Below are 25,587 nucleotides of genomic sequence, written 5' to 3'. Positions count from 1 at the left end.
ACATGTCGTATGATGAGGCTGTCAGCAAACATAGAGATTGGTTGATCTGGCGTAATGGAAGTAGCTTTTCATAAGAGTGGTAAGTCGAAAGACTTCTGGAACGTTAAGTCGATGCAGGAGTCTCTGTCTTTTTGATGCCAAACAATACTATATTTGATTGTTTCAGATTAATTAGCATATAGGGGGGAATCAAAATCTTATGGACAAAAATCACTTTTCTTTTTCCGCATTACAGGCGGAAAACAATAACACAAAAACAAAAACAAGAGTCCATTTCATCACAACACTAGTTTTTTGAACCATGGATTTCTCCCTTTATTGAGTATGATATAAATTCTACTTTAGATAGGTTGACTAAAGAATGGCGTTGGGCGTCGAAATCTACAACATTAACGGGAAAATATCCTGTTAATTTACCGTTCTTGGCTTCTCGATGAACTTTAGCTGGAAAAGTTCCATCTATTTCGCGACCTTATTGCCGAAATACACCATTTCAGGCGAATTAACGGGAGATTTTCCAGCTAATTAACCTCTGCAGCCGCATACGTACCCAATTAACGGGAAGAATTCCCTTTAATTCAAACCAAACCCATAGTTGCAGGTTAAGAGTGTGCTGAGAACCCTTTTTACCTTACATATTCCCCTTCACAAATTCCAATGTCATCTCCGCTACGCGCTTATTTCCGGCCTCCGAAAAACCATGCCCCTCTCCCTGGAAGACCTCCAAGTGGATATGCGGATAGTGTTCCAGCGTTTTCTTGCTGTATTCATGAGAAACCACCGAATCCTGATCCCCATGAAAGATGAGAATGTTTCGGTCAAATGTTCCCATATGCTCGAAAACATCGTAACCATGGATGCTCTCAAAAAAAGTTCGCCCGAGGGTCATCCCCCAATGTTCATGCGTATCCGGGATACTCTCAAGTGTCGGAAATCTCTTACTCCAGTCATCGGCGATACAGAAGGCAGGGAACAGTAACAGCATTCCCTTTATATCATCCTTACGTTCTTCCGCCGCCAGTGCCGATACCAAACCGCCCTGGCTTGCGCCAAACAAGAATATGTTGTCGGTATCCACGTTGTCCCACTTTTGAACATGGTCGATGACAGCGCATACATCTTCTTTTTCCGTAAATAACGTCATCTCTGACGTCTTTAGGCCACTCTTTGAATTCACGGATCCGCCGCAAAAATCAAAGCAATAGGCTCCGATTCCATTTGACGCCAGATACTCGCTGAGCATAATAAAATCCGCGTACGTTCCATTATACCCATGGCTGAAAATAACGACAGGGCACTTTCTCCCTTGCTTCGGCATATAGGAAACCCCGTAGATCTCCCGGCCATGATGTTCCATCGTCACAACGTTTTTCACGTACTCGTTCAAATTGAAACCTCCCTTCTTTTTCCATGATAAATCAACAACGATTACACCGCCATACGAAAATCCGCAAGAGCCCAACCGGAAGATCAGTCCATCGCATCGTTTCCGGAAAACGATTTTTCATTGTCTGAAACAAAGGGCTGTAGCTATAATGGAATTTAATTGTTACGTCATAAAGGGGGAGGCAAAACGTGATCGAGAGGATCAAGAGGAACCATTTCATTTACGGCAGGCCGAAAAAACTAGCTTTTAAAATACCGTTCGCCTATTTTCTGGTCATTTTGTTTACGGTCGGGTTTAGCTACCTGGTATTAAACCATATATCTACGAATTCGGCACAAAAGAAACTCAATGAGGCGTCCTTGCAAACGATCACTTCCATCCGGACGAACGTCGATTTAATGATTGGCAACGTAAACAACTATTCTAAAATGATATTTTCCGATCCTAATCTGCAAAAGTTACTTAGGCAAGGGGACGTGTATTCCAACTTGCAAACCCAGTCCAAAGTCAGCGCGTACTTGTACAATTTAATGCAAGCGGTTCCAATCATTGATTCGGTATATATCTATGACAACTCGGGCCATCGTTTTTCCGTCGGTACCCAAGAACTTCCGACTTTCATGGAAGCGAAAATTGAGGATGCTCCTTGGTATGAACAGGTTGTGCGCAATAGAGGACGGTATATCCTGGCACTAAACCAAGGCCAGTCCTTTTCGGAGGAAACGTCCGGGAACAAGGGCGACGGCAATATCGTATCTTTTATCCGATTGATTCGGGATATCGATAATACCTCTCCCCTTGGGGTTCTGGTCATGAACATCAAGGATGAAGCGTTTGTGCAGGCGTATTCTAGTCTGCTGGATCAAAATTCCTTGGACATTACGATTTTGGATGAAAACAATCGGACCATCGTAGCCGACTCCGCCGATGAACCGAAAGGAGCGGTGTATCAAGAGATTTTGACCGCCAATAAAGCCAAATTGGAACAATTGTTTCAGCAAAGTGATTCCGGATTCCTGTCCGCGAACATCGGTTCACAGAAATATACGGTTACCTATCTTGCGGGCGGGGAGTCTAACTGGAAATTCGTGAGTATTTCGCCGCACAGTACCTTTCAGGAGAGAAATAAATCGCTGGTGCTTCTGGCGCTGGTTTTGCTTATTGTCAATGGAGCTATCTTTTTTGTGAGTTCCTTCGTGATCTCACGCAGCATTATCAAACCGATTCAAAAGCTGCTACGGTCGATGAACAAAGCCCCTAGCGGAAATTTTATGAAAGTGAACACAGAGCAGAACAGCTATGAATTCGAACAGTTGTATAACGGATACAACCATATGATTGAACAGATTGACCAACTTCTGAAGCGCATGATCGAAGAGCAGAAGACGATCCGCAAGGCCGAATTGAATACGCTGCAATCGCAAATCAAACCTCATTTTCTGTATAACACGCTGGACTCTATCAACTCGTTGGCGTTGTCCGGGCTAAACGACCAGGTATGCTACCTGATCGAGGCGTTGGGGAGTTATTACCGCATGAGCGTCAGCAAAGGAAAAGACGTGATCACGGTGGGCGAAGAAATCGAGATGGTTCGTAATTACTTAAAGATCCAGAAGGTGCGTTACCACGATGTGTTCGAGGCGCAATTCGAGGTGGACGAAGCTTGCTGCCAGTCCCCGATTCCCAAACTGGTCTTGCAGCCGTTGGCGGAAAATTCGCTGTATCACGGCATACGCCCCAAAGGAACGAAAGGAATCATCCGCATTAGCGCGAGAAGTGTGGATGGCACCGTGAGCATAACTATTTCCGACGATGGTGTGGGGATGTCGCGAGAAGAGATCGAACAAATTTTGCAAACGGAAAGAAAAGGGGAGATCAAGAGCTTTGGATTATGGGGAACCATGGAGCGCTTGCGCATATTTTACGGGGACAAGGATTGTATCACTGTGGACAGCGAACCGGGAAAAGGAACGACGATTACGTTAATTATACCGAATGGAGCAGATGCATTATGGGACAGTTAAAAGTTTTGATTGTGGACGACGAATATCTGATCCGGAATCTGCTTAAAATGCGCATCGACTGGGAGCAGCAAGGCATGACGATTATCGGCGAAGCTTCCCATGCGCAGGAAGCGCTCGATCTGGTGGAGCAGCGGCGGCCGGATATTATTTTTACGGATATCTACATGCCGAATATCAATGGGATCGAGTTTAGCCGGAGGGTGTTGGAAAAATACCCGAAGATGAAAATCGTGGTCGTTACGGGTCATGACGAGTTTGAATATGCGCAGCAGAGCATCAAAATCGGCGTTGTCGATTTCCTCCTCAAACCGATTCGGGCCGCGGACCTGCTGCATGTAACCGACAAGCTCAAGCGGAAATTGAATGAGGAACGTACGCGTGACAACGAATTGAAGCGGCTAAAGGAGGAGCTGGAGCGGAATCTCCCTTATCTAAGGGAGAAATTTTTATTCCAGTGGATACAGGGGTCGCTGTCCCTGGAAGAGATCCTGGATAAGGCGAATTATTTCAACCTGCCCATGCTTCTTTGCGGCGAAGTCTATCAACTCGCGGTTGTGGAAATCGCTCCGGCATCCGAGAAGCACACCGAGGAACAGTTGATTTTATTGGGGATGGAAGGCAAGAACAACATAGAGGCGTTTTATCGGGATAACGACCGGGTTCTCATTTTGTCGGACACCCGCAACCAATTTGTGCTTGTTTCCTTTAACGAGGAGACGGATCTCGTGAGCGACGGCGAATCGCTGATTACCAGGCTGCTTGAATCCTTCCCCTGCCTGGTAAACATCGGGGTGGGGCGCAAGCGCGAAAATCTGCAAGAAGTCCACCTGGGATACCAGGAGGCATGTCGTGCGATTCGATACAAGGCGTTCGCGGGAAACAATCAGGTCGTTTGTTTTGAAGATATGGTCGACAGTGGGGAGCAGCCTTATCAGTCAAATCCGGAACTACTCCAGCAGCTGCAATTTTATGTCAGCGTGGGTTCGTCCGAACGCGCGGCGGAGATGCTGCCCCGCATATTTGATGTTTCTTTTTCCGGTGTAGCGCAGTTTCGTTTGGCGGCGATGGATGTGATTGCCGTATGCCAGCGCGCGGCGATGGAACAACAGATCGAGGAGGAACACGCGTTGAATAAAGAAACGCTGGTCTCGATCATCACCGCGGACAATTTGCCCGAATTAACCACTATTTTGGAGCGATACGTCCTTAGCACCTCGAGAACCATTTTCTCGAAAAAACAAGCCAAGGAAGGCAACCTGATCGGTCAAGTCAAAGCGTATCTTGAAAATAACATGAGCGACCCTCAGGTGGGGTTGGCAAGTACCGCCGCGGCGTTCTTCGTCAGTCCCGGCCATTTGGGACGGCTGATGAAGAAAGAAACGGGCCAGACCTTTGTGGAGTATTTGACCCAACTGCGAATGAAACGGGCCGAAAATTTATTGAAAACGACGGATCTAAAAGGGTATGAGATTGGCGAACAAGTCGGCATCCCCGATCCGCACTATTTCAGCGTCCTGTTCAAGAAAACGACCGGCAGGTCGATGAATGAATACCGAAGTGTGAAATGAGTACCAAGAGATGCTCGAATATTACAAGGGGATGTGCGTATTTTGAATGGAGTATATCTGGCGGCTTCCCTAAAATTAACCATAGATGCATCAAACTTTATCAGGGAGGTCAAAAGATGAAAGCGTTACTAAAAAAATCGATGAGCATTGTATTGGCGTTGGGGCTTGCAGGCAGTTTGGCTGCATGTTCGTCCGAATCTTCCGGAGGGAAATCTTCAGGCGAAAGTGGAAGCGGTTCCATTAAGCTGACCCTATGGGATCAATCCGTAGGCAATACGGACCCGTCGGCCAAATTGCTGCCGCAAATCGTCGAGAAGTGGAACAGCGAGCATCCCGATATCCAAGTCGAACGGACAGGTACGACCGGCGAACAGTATAAGACCAAAATCAAAACATCGCTTGCCGCCGGCGAAGCGCCCGACATTTTTTACGGTATGGGCGGCGGCAGTTTTATGCAGCCTTATATCGAATCCGGAAACGTGCTCGATATCTCCGGCTATCTGACGGATGAAATCAAGTCGAGAATGGCGCCGGGTATGTTAGAAGCCATCGAAACGGACGGGAAAATCTATACCCTTCCGGTGTTCACGCATATCGCCAACCTTTATGTAAATACCGAATTGTTTGAAAAAGCGGGAGCGAAAATCCCGACGACATATACGGAACTGCTCGATGCGGTAGAGAAATTGAAGGCGGCGGGCATTACTCCGGCACTCATCGGCGAGAAAGACCGCTGGCCGGGCATGTATTGGTACGACATGATTGCGATGCGCCAAGCCGGACGCGACGCCGTAATCGAGGCGTTTAAGGATCCTTCCAAATGGGATTCGCCGGACTTTGTGGCGGCAGCGACCAAATTGCAGGAGTTGGCAAAAGCGGGCGCATTCAACAGCAGCATGCTGAGCATGAGCTACGATGAAATGCTGGGCGCGTTCAATGCGGGCAGTGGCGCTATGATGTTCCAGGCCAACTGGGTAAATGCCGGGATTGAAGATCCGTCGGCGGCGACGAAAGGAAAGGTTCAAGTTATTCCTTTCCCGGTCTTTGAAGACGGTAAGGGCAAAGCCAGCGAAATTTTCGGCGTAGCCGTTGACGGGAACTATATCAACAGCACGACGAAGCATCCGAAGGAAGCGGCCGAGTTCCTGATTTATTTGAGTGAGCAGCTTGGTACCCAAGGTTATTTGGCCGGTGCCGGACTTCCAACCTGGAACACGGAAGGGCTGGATACGTCAAGCCTTTCCTCGCTTGATAAATCGGCTGCCGAAATTTTGAAAACGGCCACATCGTTCACTTCATGGTGGGATAACATTCTACCCGCCGAGTCTGCGGAAACGCATAAAAATCTGATTGCCCTGCTTTTGGCAGGTGACATTACGCCTGAAGAATTCTGCAAACAGATGGCACAACTTGAGCCGACGGAACTAAGTCTTTAATCCTTGTCCCAGAATGAATAAATCCAAACAAGATGCGGCCAGGGTGCATCCCTGACCGCATCTTTGAGGGGAGAACCGACGATGAATTCAGTTTTTTCGAATAAAACAGCTATTGCCATATTTGTTCTTCCTACTCTTCTGATCTTTTGTTCGATTGTATTAATTCCGATTTTCGTCTCGAGCTATTATAGTGTATTGGATTGGAACGGCGTCGGTAAAGGCACCTTTATTGGACTGGAAAATTACGTGGATATGTTTACGGATTCAAGGGCCTTGCATTCCATCAGAAACTCTTTGCTGTTTGCGGCGGCCTCCATTTTCATCCAATTGCCCCTGTCCCTTTTGCTGGCTTTAATCCTGGCATCCACCGTGAAGGGGGAAGGTTTTTACCGTACGGTGTATTTTATCCCGGTGTTGATCTCCACCGTAGTGATCGCGCAGTTATGGTCCAAAATCTATAATGCCGATTATGGTCTTCTGAACACGTTGCTCGAGAACATCGGTCTTTCGGAATGGGCCCAAGACTGGCTCGGACAGAAGAAAACCGCGCTGGTCGCCTCTTTTATTCCGACCTTATGGCAGTACATCGGTTACCATATGCTGCTGATGTATGCCGGAGCAAAGTCGATTTCGCAGGACATTTTCGAAGCGGCCAAAATCGACGGGGCTTCCCGAGTCCGGACGGCGTTCGCCATTACCATCCCGCTTATGAAGCCCATTCTCAAGGTCTGCCTCGTGTTTTCCGTCATCGGCGCATTTAAAGTATTCGACCTGATTTACGTGTTGACGGGCGGCGGCCCCTTGTTCGCCACCGAAGTGCCGAGCACCTTAATGTACACGACGATTTTCAATACGTACAAATATGGATACGGCAGTGCGATATCCGTTTTTATCATTCTGGAATGTTTGATAGTTACGGTCCTCATCAATAAATTTTTCAAGACGGAATAGGGGGGGAGTTCAGTGAGTAGCGTAGAAACCATGCTGCCTAAAAAAACGCATTTTATAGGGAGGATTCTGCTGCAATTGTTTTTAGCCATCGTGGCGATCATTCAAATCTATCCCCTGATTTGGCTTATGTTTTTCTCCCTTAAAGACAATAGCGAGATTTTCAGCGGGGATGTCGCGGGATTTCCCAAAAAATTTCTCTGGAGCAATTACGCCAAGGCTCTGGAGGACGGCAATGTATTGACTTACTTTAATAACAGCGTGTTGGTGACCGCCGCCTCCATTATCCTCGTTTTGATTCTATCCTCGATGACAGGATACGCGATTACGAGAATGAACTGGAAGCTCAGCAATACAACGATGACGGTCATCCTTCTTGGCATGATGGTACCGATTCACGCGGCGTTGCTGCCGTTATTTATGGTGCTGAAGAACCTGCACTTGTTGAATACCTACTGGTCATTGATTATTCCATACGTAGCGTTCGGGATCCCCATGGCGGTGTTCATTCTGGGCAGTTTCTTCAAGGGAATTCCGCGAGAAATGGAAGAATCCGCAGTCATTGACGGCTGCGGCATCTATAAAACCTTCTTTCACATTATTCTGCCGTTGATTCGCCCGGCAATTGCTACAGTTGCGATCTTTACCTTCCTGTCCTGCTGGAACGAGTTGATGTTTGCGGTGACCTTTATTAATGATGCGCACTACCAGACGCTAACGGTGGGCATGATGTCGATGGTCGGCACCTATATTACGCAGTGGGGGATTATCGGTGCCGGGCTCATGATCACGACCGTTCCCACGATCGCGATTTATTTGCTGCTGAACAAGCAGGTACAGAAAAGTATGATTGCGGGCGCAGTTAAAGGATAAATGAACGGAAGGGAGAATTTAGGATGAAAGCGACAATAACGATTAACGCCGATCAGTCGGTCGGCAAAATCAGCCGCCATATTTACGGGCACTTCGCCGAGCATCTCGGCCGCTGTATTTACGAAGGGATCTGGGTCGGCGAGGATTCGCCGATTCCGCACACCCGCGGCATCCGGAACGATGTGCTGGAAGCGCTTCGCAATTTGAATATCCCCGTTCTGCGCTGGCCGGGCGGGTGTTTTGCCGACGAATACCACTGGAAGGACGGCATCGGTCCGCGGGAGCGGCGCAAACGCATGGTCAATACGCACTGGGGCGGCGTCGTGGAGAACAACCACTTTGGTACCCATGAATTTTTCGATCTTTGCGAGCTGCTGAATACGGAGCCGTACATCTGCGGAAACGTCGGCAGCGGCACCGTTCAGGAGATGCAGGAATGGGTCGAGTATATGACCTTCGACGGCGAATCGCCGATGGCCGACTGGCGTAAAGCGAACGGGCGGGACAAGCCGTGGAAGTTGAAATACTTCGGCGTCGGTAACGAAAACTGGGGCTGCGGCGGCAACATGCGGGCGGAATATTACGCCGACGAATACCGCCGGTTCCAGACGTATGTCCGCAATTACGGCGAGAATCGCATCTACAAGATCGCCGGCGGGGCCAACGTGGACGATTACCACTGGACGGAGACGCTGATGCGAGAAGTCGGCGCTTACATGGACGGCCTTAGCCTGCACAATTACACGGTGCCCGGAGGGTTTGAAGTCAAGCGTCCGGCGCTCGGATTCGATGAAGCGGAATGGTTCGAAACGATGCGGCTGACCCTGCATATGGACGAGTTGATTAGACGCCATTCGGCGATCATGGACCAGTACGATCCGAAGAAACGCGTCGGCCTGATCGTTGACGAGTGGGGCACCTGGTTCCAGGTGGAGCCGGGCACCAACCCCGGGTTCCTGTACCAGCAAAACTCGCTGAGAGATGCGCTTGTGGCCGGCCTGCATTTTCATATATTTCATCGTCATTGCGATCGCGTCCATATGGCGAATATCGCGCAGACGGTGAACGTCCTGCAGGCGATGATCCTGACGGAAGGCGCCAAGATAGTATTGACGCCGACTTATCACGTATTTGAGATGTTCAAAGTACACCAGGATGCGGAGGCTTTGGCGCTTCATCTGGAGACCAGCGAGTATGAATTGGACGGTGGGTCGATTCCGCAAGTCAGCGCGTCGGCATCCAAGCGCCCGGACGGCACGATCGACATCAGCCTGTGCAATGTCGATCCGCATCGCGAGGCCGCCGTATCGCTTTTGCTGCGCGGACTGGGGAAAGTCGAGAATGTTGCGGGCCGGGTGCTGTCGCATGCCGACATGAACGCGCACAATACGTTCGAGCAGCCGGAGACGGTAAAACCGCGGGCGTTTGACGGAATCGCGAACGTAAGTGAGGACGGCTTGACGGCAACGCTGCCGCCGATGTCCGTCGTCATCCTGTCATTTTCCTAAGGGAGGGAATGCTATGGGCGAAATCGCATTGGTCCATCAAGTTTCAACCGAAGAAAAGGCCGTCGCCTTTACGTTTGACGATGGACCGCATCCGTTGTATACCAAACAACTGCTGGACATTTTCCGTAAGGTTAACGGAAAAGCCACCTTCTTCATGATCGGCCAGGAGATCGAGGCGTTCGAGGATATCGCCAAGGAAGTTCATGCCGCCGGGCATGAAATCGCCAATCATACTTATTCGCATCCTGACTTGACCAAGATCACGCCCGAGGAAGCGGGGGAGGAAATCAAACGGACGGATGAGATCATTCGCCGGGTGACGGGGCAGTCCCCCATGAATTTCAGGCCACCGTATTTTGCCGTGAATGAGGAAGTTCTTTCGCTTGCCGCGAAGTTCGGGTACCGCTCGATCGGGTGTGTTAACGGCGGGGCCAAGGATTGGGAGCAGCCCGGCGTCGATTTTATCCTGGAGCGGACAAGGGCGGCCTGCAAGAAAGGCAGTATATTTATATTTCATGACGGGTACGGCGAACGGGAGCAAACGATCGAGGCGGTCCGGGTTATGGTCGGCGAGCTGGCGGCTGACGGTTATCGGTTTTTGACCGTCAGCGAGCTGCTTGGGCTCGTGGATCGAGCATGAATAACAGTAAAAAGATGACCCCTGAATTGGTATCGGGGGTCATCTTTTTTTTTGACGCATAGCATGCAGCTCTATTCTTTAACCGCCCCCAGGACAATCCCTTTGACAAAGTACTTTTGGAGAAAAGGATAGATTAGCAGGACCGGTACGGCGCCGATAAATATTTGGGCGGCCTTGACCGTGCGCTGGGAGATGTTCTCCAGCATTTTCGGGTCCACATTCATTTTGCTCATATCCTGCTGCACGAGAATCGTCTGCAGGAAGGTCGCAAGCGGATACTTCTTGTAGTCCGACATATAGAGCAGGCCCGAGAACCAGTCGTTCCACTGGCCGACCAAGGTGAAAAGAGACAAGGTGGCGATCGCCGGCATGGAAAGCGGCAGGTAAATACGGAACAGGGTTGTGAGGTGACCGGCTCCGTCGATCAAGGAAGCCTCTTCGAGTTCCTTCGGGACACCCCGGAAGAAGTTCAGCAGCAGGATCATGTTCCATACGCTGACCAGTCCCGGAATGATCAAAGCCCAGATGGTGTTCATCAAGTGGATTTTTTGAATCAGGATGTACATGGGGACCATGCCCCCGGAGAACAACATCGTGAACACGAAGAACCAGGAGTACAGGTTTCTTCCGCGAAAGACTCTTTCATCCTTGGACAGAGCGTAGGCGGCCAGGAATACGACTAACATGCTGAGGGATGTTCCCACAACGACTCTCTCCACGGAAATGATCAAGGATTGAATAAAGTTTTCATTGCCCAGTGTTTTTTCATAAGCGTCGAGAGTGAAGTCGACCGGCCATAAGCCGACCCGATTTGCGCTCGCCGCGGCTTTTCCGCTGAAAGAAACGGCCAGAACGTGAATCAGGGGAATGACGCAAAGCAGGGACAGGAGCGCCAGGAAAACATGGTTAAATACATTGAATATGCGATAGGCTAGCGTTTTGTGATACATACATCCTCACCTCCGGGATTTTAAAAAATTCGGTAATTGGCATATTTGTAAGCCAAGCGATAGGCGGTAATAATCATGACCGCGCCGATGACGGATTTGAACAAGCCGACGGCCGTTCCGAAGCTCATTTCTCCGTTCAAGATGGCCATGCGGTAGACGAAAGTATCGATGATATCGCCTTTGTCGTAGACGAGCGGATTATACAGGTTGAAAATCTGGTCAAAGCCCGCATTCAGAATGTTGCCCAGTGCGAGCGTTCCGACGACGATCGTAATCGGCAATAGGGCCGGAATTGTAATGTGTAGGGTTTGCTTCCAGCGTGAAGCTCCGTCGATTTCCGCCGCTTCATAGAGCGACGGGTTTATGCCCGACAGGGCGGCCAGGTATACGATCGTGGAGAAACCGAACTCCTTCCATATATCTGAAACCACAATCGTGACCCGGAACCAGTTCCCATCTCCCAAAAAGAAAATCGGCTTAATCCCCAACACACCGAGTGCCTGATTCACCAGGCCGCCTTCAGGGGACAGAAGATCAATCAGAATCCCTCCCAAGATCACCCATGACAGGAAATGAGGAAGATAGACCATCGTTTGCACGACCCGTTTGAAAGCTATTTTTCGGATTTCATTGAGCAGGATCGCAAATAGAATCGGGATAATCATCCCTATCGTGATTTTGAGGACGGAAATAATAAGCGTGTTTATAATAACCTGGATACTGTCTTCCCTCTCGAACATGAATCTGAAATGTTCCAGGCCAACCCAGGGAGAGCCGGAAAAACCAAGCCAAGGTTTGAAATCCTGGAAGGCCATAATCACGCCGAACATGGGAATATAAGAAAAAATAATCGTTAAAATCACTGCCGGCAGCAGCATGAAATGAAAGATATAACCGCTTTTACTGCGCTTTGTACGCGAACCCGAAACGTCCGTACGCCGGGGATTTTGCGTTGCCGATTCACTAACAGACGCCATAATCATTCTCCTCTCAACTTGTCAGGCTTACGCTTGTGGCCTTATTATACTTGAGTGCAAAAAGGCGAGATATGGCAACCTGTTTACCCGAAGGGCACGAATTTTACAAAGAGGGGCGAAATCTAAAAATCGTTCCATCCAGGTAAAAAAGCAGCCATTTTAAGATCATGGGAGCTCATCTACAATAAACGTTGTATTTACAAGATTTCCTTACAGGGGGATGAAAAAATGAAAGCGATTAAACAGTGTGCGGCGGTCTTGTTGACATCGGCATTGACCTTCACGCTGGTTAGCGGTTGCTCCGGAGGCAAAAACAACGGAAGCGAAGCGTCTAACCCGCCGGCTCAGGAAACGTTGAAGCTGGTCAATGGAAAGTACGATCCGCCGGTAACGATTACCACCATTCGCGGCGTAAATCCGGATGTGACGTTCAAGAACGGCGAGACGATTGAAAACAACGTGCATACCCGGTGGGCGGAAGAAAGGCTCGGGATCAAGATCAAATACAATTGGACGGTGACGAACACAAACGATGCGTTCGCCACCAAGCTTCGCCTGGCGCTGGCTTCCGATGAAGAAATGCCGGATATTATCGCCATGCGCGAGGATTCGGATATTCTGGATGCGCTCCTTGACTCCGGCAAGTTTATGGAGGTCGGAGAATTGTTCGACAAATATGCCTCCGAAACCTGGAAAAATGCCATGAATGAGGATCCGACAGTATGGTATCGTTATATGAAGGACGGCAAAAAATACGGCATTCCTATTTTGGACTACGCTTATAATTCGGATCCGGTGCTGTGGATTCGCGAAGATTGGATGAAAAAACTCAATCTCCAGGCGCCGAAAACGATCGAAGATGTCGAGAAGATCATGGACGCCTTCGTCAATCAAGATCCCGACGGAAACGGTCAAAAAGATACCTGGGGACTGACGCTTGGAACGAAGAACGCGTTTAACACATGGATGTCCGATGTCAGTTGGCTCTTCGGCGCTTACGGCGCCATGCCGAACCAATGGAATCTGAACAGCGAAGGGAATCTGGAATTTGGCTCCGTTCAGCCCGGCGTCAAGGAAGGGCTCGTTAAGCTCAAAGAATGGAAAGAGAAAGGGTACATTCCAACGGAGTTTTCGCTTTGGGATGAAAGCAAGGCAACCGAGGCGTTTGTATCCGGAAAAGCGGGGATGATCGCCGGCCCGCACTGGATGGTTGCGTGGCCGCTTGGAGATTTGAGCAAAAACGTCAAGGGTGCGGAGTTTAAGGCCTACCCGCTGCCAACTGGCCCTGACGGCAAAGGCGGCCGCCACACCACTTTCGTCCGGAACGGAGTAGTCCTGATCAACAAAAATATGAAACATCCGGAAGTCTTTTTCACGTATCAAAACTACTGGTTTGACAATTACGCCGAGCGGAAGGCCGGCAGCGAGTTTGAATTCGGAACATTCCAAGGCTACGACTACGATTTCGTGGACGGCAAATGGGTGGATGAAGCGAAGGTGCCGGGCGGCGGCGCTCCAGCGTACAAATATACCCTCACCTTTGACGGAGCCCGGATTCCCTCTTTGAACATGAAGACGATGTCCAAATTGGCCAATGGCGAGCCGCCGACGACTCCGTTCGAGAAGATCATTGCGGAAGGCACGCCGAAGACGATGCTCGATGCGGCCAAAATCGTGATGGATCAAAAGGATTTGGCCGTACCGAATATGTTCCAAACGCGCCAAACGCCAACGATGAAGAAGAGACAGGAATATCTCGGCAAGCTGGAGAAGGACGTGTTCTCGAAGATTATCTACGGCAAAGTCGGCCCCGAACAATTCGACAAATTCGTAGAGGAATGGAAATCGTCCGGCGGAGACGACATGACCAAAGAGGTAAACGAATGGTACCAGTCGGTGAAGTAAATACCGAAAGAGCTTTTAACCATAGGGCTGAAACCGCCCTATGGTTTCCTTTATTCTCGCGGTCGAGAGGAGAAACGGCACGGCATGACTAGCAAATGGAATTTCTTCAATAAATTTATTCTCTTGTTTTTCCTCTTTCTGATCCCCATCGTGTATTTGTATTCCAACAGCCACCGCAATACGATGGCATTGCTGAAGGAGCAAATAACGAACTACAACTTGAACCAACTGTCTTTTCTGGTGAATGAAATCGACACGAATGCCGGGAAGCTCGCCACTTTTCCCATTATGTTAAACCAGGACCCCGATATCCGGGAGTTTCAAAGCTACTTTCTGTCCAGCAAGCTGCTGGACCTTGATCAAATCGACATGATCCAGCGGGTGGAAACAAAGCTGGTGCTTCAGAGCACTTCCAGCGTTTGGCCTAATGAATTGAGCTTGTATTCGACAAGCCTCGATCTGCTCATCTCGACCAATACGATGAATAATAAACAGGCATTTCTTAAAGAAGTGATGACGCACGGTCAAGGTTGGAATTTTATCGACAAAGGCAAAAAAAGAGCGGTCTTCTCCTACACCTTGTTCGACCCTTTTCATAAGGCGGGCGGCACCGAGGAGACGGATTTTATTTTGGAAATGCAATTTCCGGCTTCCAATATTGAACATTTGCTGAATCGCTACAAGGTTGAGGACGGGAATCAGGATCCCTTTTTCTATAGCCCGTCTTCCGGAAGTGATTCAATTCTATATAACGGCTCGTCGGATCGGGGCAAGGTTCGGGCGCTGATCGCGGACATTTCCATCCCACAAAACCGGGAGAAAGGCGAGCTGACACATACACTGGACGATAAGAAATACAAAGTTTTTTACGTGAAGTCCAAGCAGCTGGGCTGGTATTTGGTCGATTACATCCCGGAAGCGGAAGTGCTGGGGCCCATCATCAAGAATCGGGATATCTTCTATAGCTCTACCGGGCTGCTGATGTTGTTGGTGATCGTGGCGATCACTTTTATATACCGGCAGGTGAAGCTGCCGATTCAGCAGTTGGTCTATGCGGTGAACCGGATCAAGAACGGGGACTTCTCCTATCGGATCTCGATTCGCCCCAAGAGCGAATTTCGTTTTTTGCTCGAGCGTTACAACTATATGGCCATGCAGATTGAACAGTTGATCGAGAATGTATACAAGGAGAAAATCCATTCCAGAGAGGCTGTTCTAAAGCAATTGCAATCTCAGATTAACCCGCATTTTTTATACAATTGTCTCGCGTACATCAACAGCATGGCTAAGCTGCAGGACCACGACGCCGTTATCGCGATGTCCTACCATTTAAGCAAATATTACCGGAAGACCACACGAGTCGAGAACCAGACGATCCCGTTGCAAGAGGAGCTGGACTTAGTACACAGTTACCTGGAGATCTACAAGCTGCGGATGAACAGGCTGGAGTATCGGATAGATATTCCCGATGCTATGCGGCGGTTATCGATTCCAAGGCTTATCCTTCAACCTGTCGTGGAAAATGCCATTATTCACGGAATTGAGCAGAAGAAAAATTCCTCCATGCTCCGGATAAGAGGGGAAATTGAGGGCGGAATCTGCCTGATTCATGTCGAGGAGGATGGATTCGGTCTGACTGACGACGAGATGGAGCGGCTTGCCGAAAAGTTAAGGGCTCCGCTGAACGAAGAGATGGGCTGCGGTCTGTGGAATGTGCATCAGCGTCTGATTATCAAATACGGAGAAAGCAGCGGGCTCAGCTTCTCGCGTTCGGAACTGGGAGGTCTTCACGTTGTAATCAGATGGGACGAGCCTGGCGAAAGTTAATTTACAGCAGGAGGAGTTACGTATGTATTGCGTGTTGATTGTCGACGATGAGGAGCATTTGGTGGAGAGTCTGGCGGAAACGACGGATTGGAGCAGGATGTCCGTATCGACCGTGCACAAGGCTTATTCGGGAGAGCAAGCGCTGGACATTATGAAATCGTCCCAGGTCGATATCGTCATTACGGATATCAAAATGCCGGAGATGACGGGAATCGAATTGATCGAAATTATTCACGAGAGATGGAAAAAGGTCAAGTGCATCTTGCTGACCGGGTACTCGGATTTCAATTTCGCCAAACAGGCGATTAAATTCAAAGCCACGGATTACTTGCTGAAGCCGGTCGAGACCGAGGAACTGGAGGCTTCCGTCACGCAAATTATCGCCGGTTTGCGAGAGGAATGGGGGAGAATCGCCTCCTATCAACAAGCGGTTTCCGCCATCAAAGAGAATCTTCCGCTCTTGAAAAGCAACCTGCTGCATGACTTGCTGCAAGGGAAGAAAATCGACTTGCCGTCGTTGGAGGAAAAGATGGCCCTTCTCGAAATGCCTTTTTCCACGGGGGATTCGCTCGCTCTGCTGCTGATCCGGATGGAGGGGACCTTCGTCGAATATGATTACCATACGCTTTCCCTCATGGAATATGCGGTCGGAAATATCGCGGCGGAGGTTTTTGCCGACCGGTTCTGGATTTGGATCGGAAAAGACCCGCACGACTACTTGACGATGCTGGTCAAGCCGAAGTATACACCGGACGCACAAGACAAGAACACGTTACTGGAACTCAAGGCAGGGGAATTGCAGCGCAGTGTGCAACTGTATTTGAAAGGCAGGATATCCGTTCTGGTCAGCTCCTGGTTCGGTTTCCCCGACGAACTCACCGCCACTTACCGGAACAGCATCGGGACCTTGAGACAGCTGGCCGGCAGCGAGGATGAACTGGTCATCACCATGAATTCGCTCACGTTTGCGGAGTCGAGCATCGTGGAGCGCTTGTATGAGCCGCCGCTGCTGACCGTATTGCTGGAGTCGGCGCGCTGGGACGCTTTTCGGGAGAAGGTCAGCCGGGTGATCGATGAGCTTGAGACCCGCTGGTCCGATTCCTATGAGCATATCATGGAGGCGTATTTCGTGATATCCGGGGCTTTTACCTATATTGTGCACAAGAACGGCTGGCGTTTTTTTGAGTTGATGGGCAATGATCACCGCATCCTGGATACGAGCCGAATGACTACGGTGAAGGCGCTGCGGGAGTGGACCTATAGGGTGCTGGATAAAATTATCGAGGAGAGCGAGAAGGGCCGGAAGGACAACCGGCAAATGTTGATCGGTAAAATTCAGGCGTTCATCCAGGAACACTTATACGCCGACCTCACTTCCCACATGATTGCGGAGTGCGTCAATCTGAATCCCGCCTACGTATCGAGGGTGTACAAGCTGGAAACCGGGGAGAGCATCACGGAGTATATTTTCCGGTTGAAAATGGAGGAAGCGGCCTATCTGCTAAAGTACTCGGACAAAAAAATCTACGAAATTTCAGGTGAGCTGCGGTATCAAAATCCGCAGTATTTCAGCAAGCTGTTCCGAAGACAGTACAATATGTCTCCTCAGGAGTACCGCGATGCGATGCATCGTTGTAGTAGTTGAAGCGGTATGGCCCGAAGGGATATATATGAAAATGCCAACCAGATACGGTTGGCATTTTTGGCGTTAAACGATCAGTTCAAACCGGTCTCCTAAGATCAACTGCTTGGAGCGATGGATTTTTTTGCCGTCCGGGCTGCTGACGGTACTTCGGATACATAACAAAGGATGGCCCTCCTCGATATTCAAGTAAGTGGCCACATCGAAGGAAGCGTATTCCAGGACGATGTATTTACGGGAAATGCCAAAGGTAATATTGTGTTTATTCCTTAAGAGCTCGTACAGTGATTTATGATTTAAATCCTCGTGCAGCAAAAAGGAGTAGGACGAAGGAAGACGGGTGTATTCCACGGATACGGGGACATCGTCGGCATATCTGATTCTTTCGATGTTAATGATTTTATCCCCGGGCTGTAAACCCAAGTGCTCTTGATCCGCGGTAGTAGCCTCTTCAATCACGCATTTGATGACTTTGGCGCCGGGCACTTTATTTTGCAGTCTGCAAGTATCGCTAAATCCAATCGTCTCCGTGACGTTCTTCCTGATCTTCTCTTTCGTAATAAATGTGCCTTTTCCGGGAATGCGCACCAAATACCCTTCAGAGGTGAGGGAGTCAAGAGCGGCGCGGACGGTGACGCGGCTCACGTTGTTGGTTTCGCTTAATTCCAATTCCGTCGGGAGTTTGTCCCCCGGTTTCAGCGTGCCGTTATGAATGGAGTCCAAAATTTTGTCCTGCAGCTGCTTATATAACGGTGCGGATTCCGTATGATCGACCATGGTTTTACCTCCAAAAAAACTTTGTATTATATTGTTATGTTACCTTACTTCTATATTATAACAATATGTACAGACTGTGTACAAAAAAAACAGCGAACCACACTTGTATAATGTATTACTATGTGTTATTCTTCAGTTAAGACATTCCAATACAATTCACCGGTGGGGAATGTAGAGAAACTAAATGTATCATACAAGGAGAAGGCCATGGATATAAAACAAATTATTGCAGAAATTGTGGCGGAGAAGCAAGAGGTCGGAGGTATTAAACAAGTTTATTATGTAGCTTGCGGCGGTTCTTATGGCGCTTTTTATCCGGCGAAGACGTTTCTGGAAAAAGAGGCCAAGGACATTAAAGTAGGTTTGTACAACAGCAATGAGTTCGTACACAACACACCGAAGGCGTTTGGCGAAAATTCGGTACTGGTCGTAGCCTCCCATAAAGGCAATACGCCGGAGACCGTGAAAGCGGCCGAGATCGGCAAAAAGGCGGGCGTTCCGGTCATCGCGTTAACCTGGATTACGGATTCGCCGATTACGGAGCATGCCGATTATGTGGTGAAGTACACCTTTGGCGAAGGTAAGGATATTGCTGGGGAAAAAACCATAAAAGCCCTGTTGACGGCGGTAGAGGCATTGAATCAAACTGAGGGATACGAGCACTACAATTCATTCCTCGATGGAGTGGCCAAAATCGATCATATTGTTAAAAGCGCTTGCAAACATGTGGCCAAACGCGCTTTGACGTTCGCGAAGAATCACAAGGACGATAACGTGATTTATACGATGGCCAGCGGGGCCGGTTACGGGGCCGCTTATATGGAAAGCATCTGTATCTTTATGGAAATGCAGTGGATCAACTCCTCCAGCATTCATTCGGGTGAATTCTTCCACGGGCCATTCGAAATTACGGATGCGGAAATTCCGTTCGTCATTCAGATTTCCGAAGGAAGCACCCGGCCGCTGGATGAAAGAGCCCTGAAGTTCCTGAACCGGTATGCCAAGCGAGTGGAAGTCTTGGATGCCAAGGATTTGGGCCTTTCCACGATCGACGCTGCCGTGGTCGATTATTTCAACCATTCCCTGTTTAACAACGTTTACCCCGTTTACAATCAAGCTTTGGCGGCGGAAAGACAGCATCCGCTTACCACCCGCAGATATATGTGGAAGGTTGAATATTAAGTTTACCTACATTAGCAGCCTTAGAGGGGATTATTTTTATGGAACAATATAAGGTTATCGGGATCGGCGACAACGTAGTCGACAAGTATGTCCACCAGGGTGTGATGTATCCTGGTGGAAACGCCTTGAATTTTAGCGCCTATGCCCGCATGTGCGGAATGAACTCGTCTTATTTGGGGAAATTCGGCAACGATCAAGTCGCTCACTATATACAGCGGGTGTTGGATGAACTGGAGATTGAACATAGCCGTTGCCGGATATTCGAGGGAGAGAACGGATACGCGCGGGTAACGTTGGAAGACGGGGATCGTGTATTTCTGGGTTCGAACAAAGGCGGCATCGCGAAAGAAAAGCCCTGGAATTTTACGGAAGACGACCTGGATTACATTAAACAGTTCTCCGTGATCCATACCAGCCTGAACAGCTATATCGAGGAGGATCTGGCGACCTTAAAAACAAGCCATGTACCGGTCTCCTTTGACTTTTCGGTGCGCTGGAACGACGAGTACTTGGAGCGGGTATGCCGGTATGCGGACATTTCCTTCCTGTCCTGCAGCCATATAACGGAGAGCGAACGGGAACGAGAGATGAGGAAAGCTCAGGCGTTCGGCTCCAAATTGGTTATCGGTACGGTGGGAGAGAACGGTTCGTTCGCGCTTTACAAAGATCAATGGATCTACCAACCGGCTGTATTGACGGAAACGGAAGACACGATGGGTGCGGGCGATTCCTATTTAACCGCTTTTCTGATAGGGATGATCAGAAGCTCGGAAAACGGCACCCTATTCGCGGATTCGGATGAGGAGATGCTGCGAAAAATCAAAGCAAGCATGGAGCAAGGGGCCGCCTTTGCCGCGAAGATTTGCCGGATCAACGGCGCTTTCGGGCATGGAACGGCCATCCTGTAGAGCAACCCTCCGACTCAAAAAAGAGACACCATTAATCGGGGATTTGTAAGCGTATGCAGAGATAGCGCAGCAGATGCCGCGATAGTTTAGACAAGTCGGCAAAATCACATAAGGAGGGTGAACCTTCATGTTTTGGTTACAGCTGTTCATCATCATTTTGCTCATCTTCTTTGGCGCCAGAAAAGGCGACGTATTTATGGGGTTGCTCGGCGGCGTGGGCGTGGCTATATTTATATTCATCTTTCACGTCCAGCCGGCGGCCCCTCCCATCGATGTCATGTTGATTATTTTGGCGGTCGTACTGGCGGCCTCCGCGCTGCAATCTTCGGGCGGGCTTAATTTTCTCGTCCATCTTGCGGAAAAAATGCTAAGTAAGTCGCCTAAAAATATTACGATTATAGCTCCGATTATTTCCTGGTTATTTACGTTCATGTCGGGGACGGGACATGTCGTCTACAGTTTATTGCCTATTATCAACGAACTGGCCATCGATAACAAAATCAGGCCGGAGCGACCGATTTCGAACAGTATCATCGCGTCCCAGCAGGCCATCACCTGCTCGCCGGTATCGGCGGCGACCGCGGCTATGATCGGATTTATGGCTCCCCTTGGGGTGGGCTTGGGAACCATCTTGGCCATTGCCATACCGGCCACCTTACTGGGCGTTGTTGCAAGTGCGCTGCTGACGATTCGCAAGGGCAAGGAGTTGGCGGAAGATCCGGAATATTTGCGGAGGCTCGCGGAAGGATTAATTGTCAAACCGGAACAGAAGACCGAGAAACAAGCCGTACCAAGAGGAGCGAAAGCTTCGGTTGTTCTCTTTTTGCTGGGCGTTCTGGCGATTGTCATCATGGGTCTGTTTAACAACCTGCGTCCATCCTGGGTGCAAGGCGGCGAGACTACGATCTTATCCATGCCGAATACGATTGAAATTATTATGCTGGTTTGCGCCACGCTGATCATTATCTTTGGCCGTCCGGCGATTGAAACGATCCTTAACGGCCCCATCTTCAGGGCCGGGGCGCTGGCGATGGTTTGCGCTTTTGGACTCGCGTGGATGAGCAGCACCTTTATCAACGGCCAAACCGCCTTTATCCAAGAACATGTCGCTACGATCGTAAATAGTTATCCATGGATGCTCGCCGTGATCATGTTTATTGTCGCCGCCCTGACGACAAGTCAAGGCGCCACGACATTGATCATGGTCCCGATCGCCATCGCGCTTGATTTACCTCCTTACATCATTATTGGAGCGTGGATGGCCGTCAACGCCAATTACTTTTTGCCGGTCGCATCGCAGTGCCTTGCCGCTATCTCGTTTGATACCGCGGGAACGACCAAAATCGGCAGGTTTGTGCTCAATCACAGCTTTATGATACCGGGATTAATCAACACCTTGACCTCCGTCATCGTTGCTACCTTAATTGGAAGCGTTTTAATCTAGAAGTCAGTTTATTTAGCAGGACAAAATCAAGGAGGCGTTCGGACTATGGTACAACTCTCTCAAGTGGCAGCCGCGAACTATCATTACAAAAGGTATTCCCTGGATTATTTTTTGGACTCCGTTGTCAGGCTGGGCTTTCAGAATATCGAGTTATGGGCATCGGGACCGCATTTTCATCTGGACTATTTTTCGCTGGAAGATGTCAAACAGTTAAACAAAAAAATCAAGGAACGCGGGCTAAAGGTCATTTGTCTGACCCCCGAGCAGTTTGTTTATCCGATCAGCATCAGCCACCCCGATCCGGACTATCGCAAACAAAGCGTGGAGTTTTTCCGCCGGCATATTGAAGCGGCGTCGCTTCTGGAATGCGACCGAGTGCTGGTGACGACAGGCATCGCTTATTTGGACGCCGATGAGACGGAAACGTGGAAATGGATCCGGGAATCTTTGGGCGAAATCTGCAAAACGGCGGAAAAAGAAGGAGTCTACCTTCCCGTGGAGGCGTTTACCTCCTTTACCACGCACGTGTTTAACAGCGCGGCGCACATCGCACAGATGATCCAAGAAGTCGGGAGCCCCAATTTGAAAGGGCTGGCGGATACGGACGTTATGGCGACGACAGGCAAAGATACAATTCACGACTTCATCAGGGAGCTTGGGGATGATTTAAACCATGTGCATTTCGTCGACGGCAATCCCGGGGGACATTTGGTTCCGGGAGAAGGCAAGCTCGACATGGCTGAGGCGTTAAAGGCGCTGAACGATATCGATTACAAGGGATATCTGGGCCTGGAATTGCTGGACAGAAGGTATATTTTAGATCCGGAAAAAGCGATGCGGGATTCGCTGACCTGGTTCGAAAAGCACTTATCCTAATACCCATTTGCGAAATGCGAAAGGAATGGTAAGCCGATGAAGGCGGATATATTTATTCATGAAGGAGAAGGCATCAAATGCGTATACAAAAATGACAAATGGCTGGTTTGTATCAAAAACTGGAAACCGGATAACGATATCAACGGCATTTATCGCCTCGAAGTCCATCGCGAAACCGATGAACAGTTCATTTTGATCCGCGGCAAAGCGATTCTGCTGGCAGCGGATCGAAAGGACGATCAGTTCGACATTGAACTGATCGAGATGGAGCCGGGGAAGGTCTACAACATCCCTCAGGATACCTGGTTTTATACGATTATGCAAAAGGACACGGTGATGACGTATGTCCAAGACGCCAACACCACAAACGAAAACAGCGAATACTGCAACATGAGCGAAGCCGAGTTGGCTTTTGTCAGAACAAAGGCTCATGAAATATTGAATAAGTAAGATCGAGCTCAAAAGAGACGTTCGTTGCCGGAACGTCTCTTTTTGGCGTGTTTTAAGAGGCGGCCCTCTTTCGATATTCGTTCGCGCTTACGCCGGTATATGTTTTAAACCGCTTATAGAACCAGTCGAGTTCTGTATAACCCACTCTTTTCGCAATTTCGTAAACCTTCAAGTCCGTTTGCTCAAGCAATATTTTTGCCCTTTCCATGCGCTGCATAAACAAGTATTCGTTAAAACTCATGTTTTCCTGGTGTTTAAATTTTTGGCCAAGGTAGGAACAGTTGAAATGAAATTTTCTCGATATTTCTTTTAACGTGATGTTGGTATGCAGCATTTTATCGACATATTCCTTTACTTTCTGAATCACGTTCTCGCCATGATGCTGTTTCGTTTCCGCCCCTTCCATTTGTGTACCGTTCGTGTTGATAATGACGAGCGAATAGGAGTTCTCCGCGAGCATACGCAGCAAGGCGTTGCGATCATTGCCGCACGTGTCAGGAACCCCCGGCATACTCCAATCCAGAAGGCGATCGATGTCGCTTTCGGCATAGCGGCTCAAATGGATGTACAGCACCTTAAACATAATGAATCCCTCCCAGTTCAAAACATTGTGCAAAACATTAGCAAGAAAAAAAGAATACGCTTACATTATGTTTGCCGGCTTCTCTTTCCACAATGTGCTTTTTTTTGTATTGCTAGCCGTTCTTTACCTTTTATCCCTCCTGGATCAAGGATGCGGCGGAACTTACGCGCTACCTAGCTTTACACAGGTGGAACAACTCCATTTCCTCGGGTTGTTGAGCGGTCAATGTAAGCGCTAAACTTTGGATGGCTATGGCAAATTATCAACCTTTAGGGGGGATTACAGATGCGAGTTCGTGGATTCATAGTTCTGTTATTAGGATTGGCACTGCTGCTTACAGCCTGCAGCGGAGGTCCAGGAAACCCAAGCGGCGGTACCCAAGAAACGGTAAAATCGGAGACGAATGGGGGCACCGACAAGGGCACGGCGAAGGGAGCGGGCGAGACGGAAAACAGCGGCGGGGAGGAAGTCTACAGAACGCCGGAAATGGATTTTGATTTGGGCGGCAAGACGATCAAAATCGTCTCTTGGTGGGATATGACGATTCCGGAGGATACCCCCGACAATATTGAGCGCAAGAAGAACCTTGAAGACCTGATGAAAAAGCATAATTTTAAAGTGGAGTACGTGGCCATCGACTACGGCGAATATCAGCAGAAAGTTACCGCGTCGCTGCTCGCCGGCGAGCCGATCGGCGATATCGTTCGCCTTGGCAAAACCTACACGGTACCTGCCCTGGTTAAACAGGATCTGCTCTGGCCGATCGACGAATACACCAAAAACCCCGTCGCCTTTAATCAAAAGGTTACGAACGAATATTACACGTATAAAGGCAGGGGGTACGGGTTTACCGAAAACCAGGCAAACCTGGTTCAAGGCATCTTTTACAATCGTACACTTATGAACCAGCTTGGCTTAAAGCCGCTGCAAGATTACGTGAACGAAGATAACTGGAATTGGGATACATTCCTACAAGTGGCTAAAGAAGCCAACAAGGATACGAACAACGATGGCAAGCTGGACACATGGGGGCTCGCAAACTCCTCGCTCATGGATCAAGCCTTGTATTCCAACAATACGGGTCTGACCAAAGAAGACAAGCAAAATCTGGATGATCCTGCAACATTGGATGCACTTCGTTTCGTTTCCCGTATTGCTACCGAGAAAATCGCAAGACCGACCGAGGGCGGTGACTGGACGGAACCCGGCCAATTTTTCCGCCAAGGCAATACGTTAATGTACGCCGGTGCCCTCCATGAGATGAGCGGCATGCAGACGGATTTGCCGGATTACGATATCGGGTTCGTGCCTTTCCCCAAAGGGCCGAATGCAACGGAATACCACTCCGCCGAAGCTCTCTTCCAGGCGTTGACCATTCCGAAAGCGGTCGGAAATCCGGAACAGTTGCTTTATATCTGGGAGAAAATCAACGACATTGATTCCGTATACGATTATCCGGACCAAGGTTGGTACGAAACGTTGTTCTCGAGCGAAGACGACTTGAACAACGCCAAAATGGTGGCGCCCAACATGATTATCCTTGACCATCATACATTCCCGAATTTGAAGTATTACGATTTCGTCGGGGAGCTGAATGAGGGGATATCTGTTTCCACCGTTGTTGAGAAGTATAAGTCAACGTTCCAAGCGGCCATCGACGAAGTATATGGTCCTTGACCTTG

General features: G+C 49.2%; 21 protein-coding genes. 16 read left to right on the top strand and 5 right to left on the bottom strand.

From position 1 onward, the window contains the following. Window positions 1–631 precede the first annotated feature (631 nt). Window positions 632–1,387 (bottom strand): alpha/beta hydrolase family protein, encoded by a 756-nt coding sequence (locus LBW89_RS00285; protein ID WP_211373246.1) that lies wholly within the window; start codon window positions 1,385–1,387, stop codon window positions 632–634. A 188-nt stretch (window positions 1,388–1,575) separates the two neighbouring features. On the opposite strand from LBW89_RS00285, the gene LBW89_RS00280 reads away from it, so the two are divergent. The 7 genes from LBW89_RS00280 (at window position 1,576) to LBW89_RS00250 (ending at window position 10,384) form a co-directional block, all read left to right on the top strand. Beyond that, window positions 1,576–3,411, top strand: a complete 1,836-nt coding sequence (locus LBW89_RS00280) for a sensor histidine kinase (RefSeq protein WP_148450209.1) — start codon at window positions 1,576–1,578, stop codon at window positions 3,409–3,411. Next, window positions 3,399–4,979 carry a response regulator gene (locus tag LBW89_RS00275; protein ID WP_225038151.1) on the top strand — a complete coding sequence of 527 codons (1,581 nt, stop codon included), beginning with the start codon at window positions 3,399–3,401 and terminating at the stop codon, window positions 4,977–4,979. Before LBW89_RS00280 ends, LBW89_RS00275 begins: the two co-directional genes overlap by 13 nt. Before the next feature lie 116 nt (window positions 4,980–5,095). Then, window positions 5,096–6,415: an extracellular solute-binding protein gene (locus LBW89_RS00270; protein ID WP_148450207.1), complete on the top strand. Its 1,320-nt coding sequence runs from the start codon at window positions 5,096–5,098 to the stop codon at window positions 6,413–6,415. 81 nt (window positions 6,416–6,496) lie between these two features. Further along, window positions 6,497–7,366: a carbohydrate ABC transporter permease gene (locus LBW89_RS00265; protein ID WP_225038150.1), complete on the top strand. Its 870-nt coding sequence runs from the start codon at window positions 6,497–6,499 to the stop codon at window positions 7,364–7,366. A 12-nt stretch (window positions 7,367–7,378) separates the two neighbouring features. Beyond that, complete coding sequence (locus LBW89_RS00260) at window positions 7,379–8,236, top strand: carbohydrate ABC transporter permease (protein WP_211373245.1); 858 nt, start codon at window positions 7,379–7,381, stop codon at window positions 8,234–8,236. Between the two features lie 23 nt (window positions 8,237–8,259). Continuing rightward, window positions 8,260–9,744: an alpha-N-arabinofuranosidase gene (locus LBW89_RS00255; protein WP_225038149.1), complete on the top strand. Its 1,485-nt coding sequence runs from the start codon at window positions 8,260–8,262 to the stop codon at window positions 9,742–9,744. 13 nt (window positions 9,745–9,757) lie between these two features. Continuing rightward, window positions 9,758–10,384: a polysaccharide deacetylase family protein gene (locus tag LBW89_RS00250; protein WP_225038148.1), complete on the top strand. Its 627-nt coding sequence runs from the start codon at window positions 9,758–9,760 to the stop codon at window positions 10,382–10,384. Window positions 10,385–10,455: 71 nt separating this feature from the next. Here LBW89_RS00250 and LBW89_RS00245 read toward each other — a convergent pair whose 3' ends face one another. Next, the gene (locus tag LBW89_RS00245; protein WP_213505043.1) at window positions 10,456–11,334 is read right to left on the bottom strand and encodes a carbohydrate ABC transporter permease; all 879 of its coding nucleotides are present in this window, start codon (window positions 11,332–11,334) and stop codon (window positions 10,456–10,458) included. Between the two features lie 20 nt (window positions 11,335–11,354). Further along, window positions 11,355–12,212 (bottom strand): ABC transporter permease, encoded by an 858-nt coding sequence (locus LBW89_RS00240; protein WP_225038301.1) that lies wholly within the window; start codon window positions 12,210–12,212, stop codon window positions 11,355–11,357. 327 nt (window positions 12,213–12,539) lie between these two features. Between LBW89_RS00240 and LBW89_RS00235 the strand changes: the two genes are divergently transcribed. From LBW89_RS00235 to LBW89_RS00225, 3 genes are all read left to right on the top strand, one after another. Then, on the top strand, window positions 12,540–14,216 hold the full coding sequence (locus LBW89_RS00235; protein ID WP_148450201.1) for an extracellular solute-binding protein: 1,677 nt from the start codon (window positions 12,540–12,542) through the stop codon (window positions 14,214–14,216). 84 nt (window positions 14,217–14,300) lie between these two features. After that, window positions 14,301–16,043, top strand: coding sequence for a histidine kinase (locus tag LBW89_RS00230; protein WP_225038147.1), 1,743 nt, complete (start codon window positions 14,301–14,303; stop codon window positions 16,041–16,043). A 22-nt stretch (window positions 16,044–16,065) separates the two neighbouring features. After that, window positions 16,066–17,688 (top strand): response regulator transcription factor, encoded by a 1,623-nt coding sequence (locus LBW89_RS00225; RefSeq protein ID WP_225038146.1) that lies wholly within the window; start codon window positions 16,066–16,068, stop codon window positions 17,686–17,688. A gap of 63 nt (window positions 17,689–17,751) precedes the next feature. On the opposite strand, the gene LBW89_RS00220 is transcribed toward LBW89_RS00225, so the two are convergent. Beyond that, entirely contained in the window at window positions 17,752–18,462 is a 711-nt protein-coding gene (locus LBW89_RS00220; protein WP_148450195.1) for a GntR family transcriptional regulator, read from the bottom strand. 207 nt (window positions 18,463–18,669) lie between these two features. On the opposite strand from LBW89_RS00220, the gene LBW89_RS00215 reads away from it, so the two are divergent. From LBW89_RS00215 to LBW89_RS00195, 5 genes are all read left to right on the top strand, one after another. Then, a complete protein-coding gene (locus LBW89_RS00215) occupies window positions 18,670–19,644 on the top strand; it encodes an SIS domain-containing protein (RefSeq protein WP_148450194.1) in 975 nt (324 codons plus the stop codon). 38 nt (window positions 19,645–19,682) lie between these two features. Next, window positions 19,683–20,552 (top strand): fructoselysine 6-kinase, encoded by an 870-nt coding sequence (locus tag LBW89_RS00210; protein WP_225038145.1) that lies wholly within the window; start codon window positions 19,683–19,685, stop codon window positions 20,550–20,552. 127 nt (window positions 20,553–20,679) lie between these two features. Next, window positions 20,680–21,996: an anaerobic C4-dicarboxylate transporter family protein gene (locus tag LBW89_RS00205; protein ID WP_225038144.1), complete on the top strand. Its 1,317-nt coding sequence runs from the start codon at window positions 20,680–20,682 to the stop codon at window positions 21,994–21,996. A 45-nt stretch (window positions 21,997–22,041) separates the two neighbouring features. After that, a complete protein-coding gene (locus LBW89_RS00200; protein WP_225038143.1) occupies window positions 22,042–22,872 on the top strand; it encodes a sugar phosphate isomerase/epimerase family protein in 831 nt (276 codons plus the stop codon). A gap of 36 nt (window positions 22,873–22,908) precedes the next feature. Continuing rightward, window positions 22,909–23,322, top strand: a complete 414-nt coding sequence (locus LBW89_RS00195; protein ID WP_225038142.1) for a cupin — start codon at window positions 22,909–22,911, stop codon at window positions 23,320–23,322. 52 nt (window positions 23,323–23,374) lie between these two features. On the opposite strand, the gene LBW89_RS00190 is transcribed toward LBW89_RS00195, so the two are convergent. Beyond that, window positions 23,375–23,905 (bottom strand): helix-turn-helix transcriptional regulator, encoded by a 531-nt coding sequence (locus LBW89_RS00190; protein WP_225038141.1) that lies wholly within the window; start codon window positions 23,903–23,905, stop codon window positions 23,375–23,377. Between the two features lie 285 nt (window positions 23,906–24,190). Here LBW89_RS00190 and LBW89_RS00185 point away from each other — a divergent pair, with 285 nt between their 5' ends. Then, window positions 24,191–25,582 carry an ABC transporter substrate-binding protein gene (locus LBW89_RS00185; RefSeq protein ID WP_225038140.1) on the top strand — a complete coding sequence of 464 codons (1,392 nt, stop codon included), beginning with the start codon at window positions 24,191–24,193 and terminating at the stop codon, window positions 25,580–25,582. The last annotated feature ends 5 nt before the right edge of the window (window positions 25,583–25,587 follow it).

The sequence above is a fragment of the Paenibacillus sp. alder61 genome (assembly GCF_020179875.1).
GTDB classification, from domain to species: domain Bacteria; phylum Bacillota; class Bacilli; order Paenibacillales; family Paenibacillaceae; genus Fontibacillus; species Fontibacillus faecis.
The sequence above is the reverse complement of the archived record's forward strand: the minus strand, read 5'-3'. Positions and strand labels throughout refer to the sequence as shown.

Coding starts and splice junctions, on each gene's coding strand:
- LBW89_RS00275 (WP_225038151.1), top strand. CDS start 3,399: ATGGGACAGTTAAAAGTTTTGATTGTGGACGACGAATATCTGATCCGG.
- LBW89_RS00270 (WP_148450207.1), top strand. CDS start 5,096: ATGAAAGCGTTACTAAAAAAATCGATGAGCATTGTATTGGCGTTGGGG.
- LBW89_RS00265 (WP_225038150.1), top strand. CDS start 6,497: ATGAATTCAGTTTTTTCGAATAAAACAGCTATTGCCATATTTGTTCTT.
- LBW89_RS00255 (WP_225038149.1), top strand. CDS start 8,260: ATGAAAGCGACAATAACGATTAACGCCGATCAGTCGGTCGGCAAAATC.
- LBW89_RS00250 (WP_225038148.1), top strand. CDS start 9,758: ATGGGCGAAATCGCATTGGTCCATCAAGTTTCAACCGAAGAAAAGGCC.
- LBW89_RS00245 (WP_213505043.1), bottom strand. CDS start 11,334: ATGTATCACAAAACGCTAGCCTATCGCATATTCAATGTATTTAACCAT.
- LBW89_RS00240 (WP_225038301.1), bottom strand. CDS start 12,212: ATGCTGCTGCCGGCAGTGATTTTAACGATTATTTTTTCTTATATTCCC.
- LBW89_RS00235 (WP_148450201.1), top strand. CDS start 12,540: ATGAAAGCGATTAAACAGTGTGCGGCGGTCTTGTTGACATCGGCATTG.
- LBW89_RS00230 (WP_225038147.1), top strand. CDS start 14,301: ATGACTAGCAAATGGAATTTCTTCAATAAATTTATTCTCTTGTTTTTC.
- LBW89_RS00225 (WP_225038146.1), top strand. CDS start 16,066: ATGTATTGCGTGTTGATTGTCGACGATGAGGAGCATTTGGTGGAGAGT.
- LBW89_RS00220 (WP_148450195.1), bottom strand. CDS start 18,462: ATGGTCGATCATACGGAATCCGCACCGTTATATAAGCAGCTGCAGGAC.
- LBW89_RS00215 (WP_148450194.1), top strand. CDS start 18,670: ATGGATATAAAACAAATTATTGCAGAAATTGTGGCGGAGAAGCAAGAG.
- LBW89_RS00210 (WP_225038145.1), top strand. CDS start 19,683: ATGGAACAATATAAGGTTATCGGGATCGGCGACAACGTAGTCGACAAG.
- LBW89_RS00205 (WP_225038144.1), top strand. CDS start 20,680: ATGTTTTGGTTACAGCTGTTCATCATCATTTTGCTCATCTTCTTTGGC.
- LBW89_RS00200 (WP_225038143.1), top strand. CDS start 22,042: ATGGTACAACTCTCTCAAGTGGCAGCCGCGAACTATCATTACAAAAGG.
- LBW89_RS00195 (WP_225038142.1), top strand. CDS start 22,909: ATGAAGGCGGATATATTTATTCATGAAGGAGAAGGCATCAAATGCGTA.
- LBW89_RS00190 (WP_225038141.1), bottom strand. CDS start 23,905: ATGTTTAAGGTGCTGTACATCCATTTGAGCCGCTATGCCGAAAGCGAC.
- LBW89_RS00185 (WP_225038140.1), top strand. CDS start 24,191: ATGCGAGTTCGTGGATTCATAGTTCTGTTATTAGGATTGGCACTGCTG.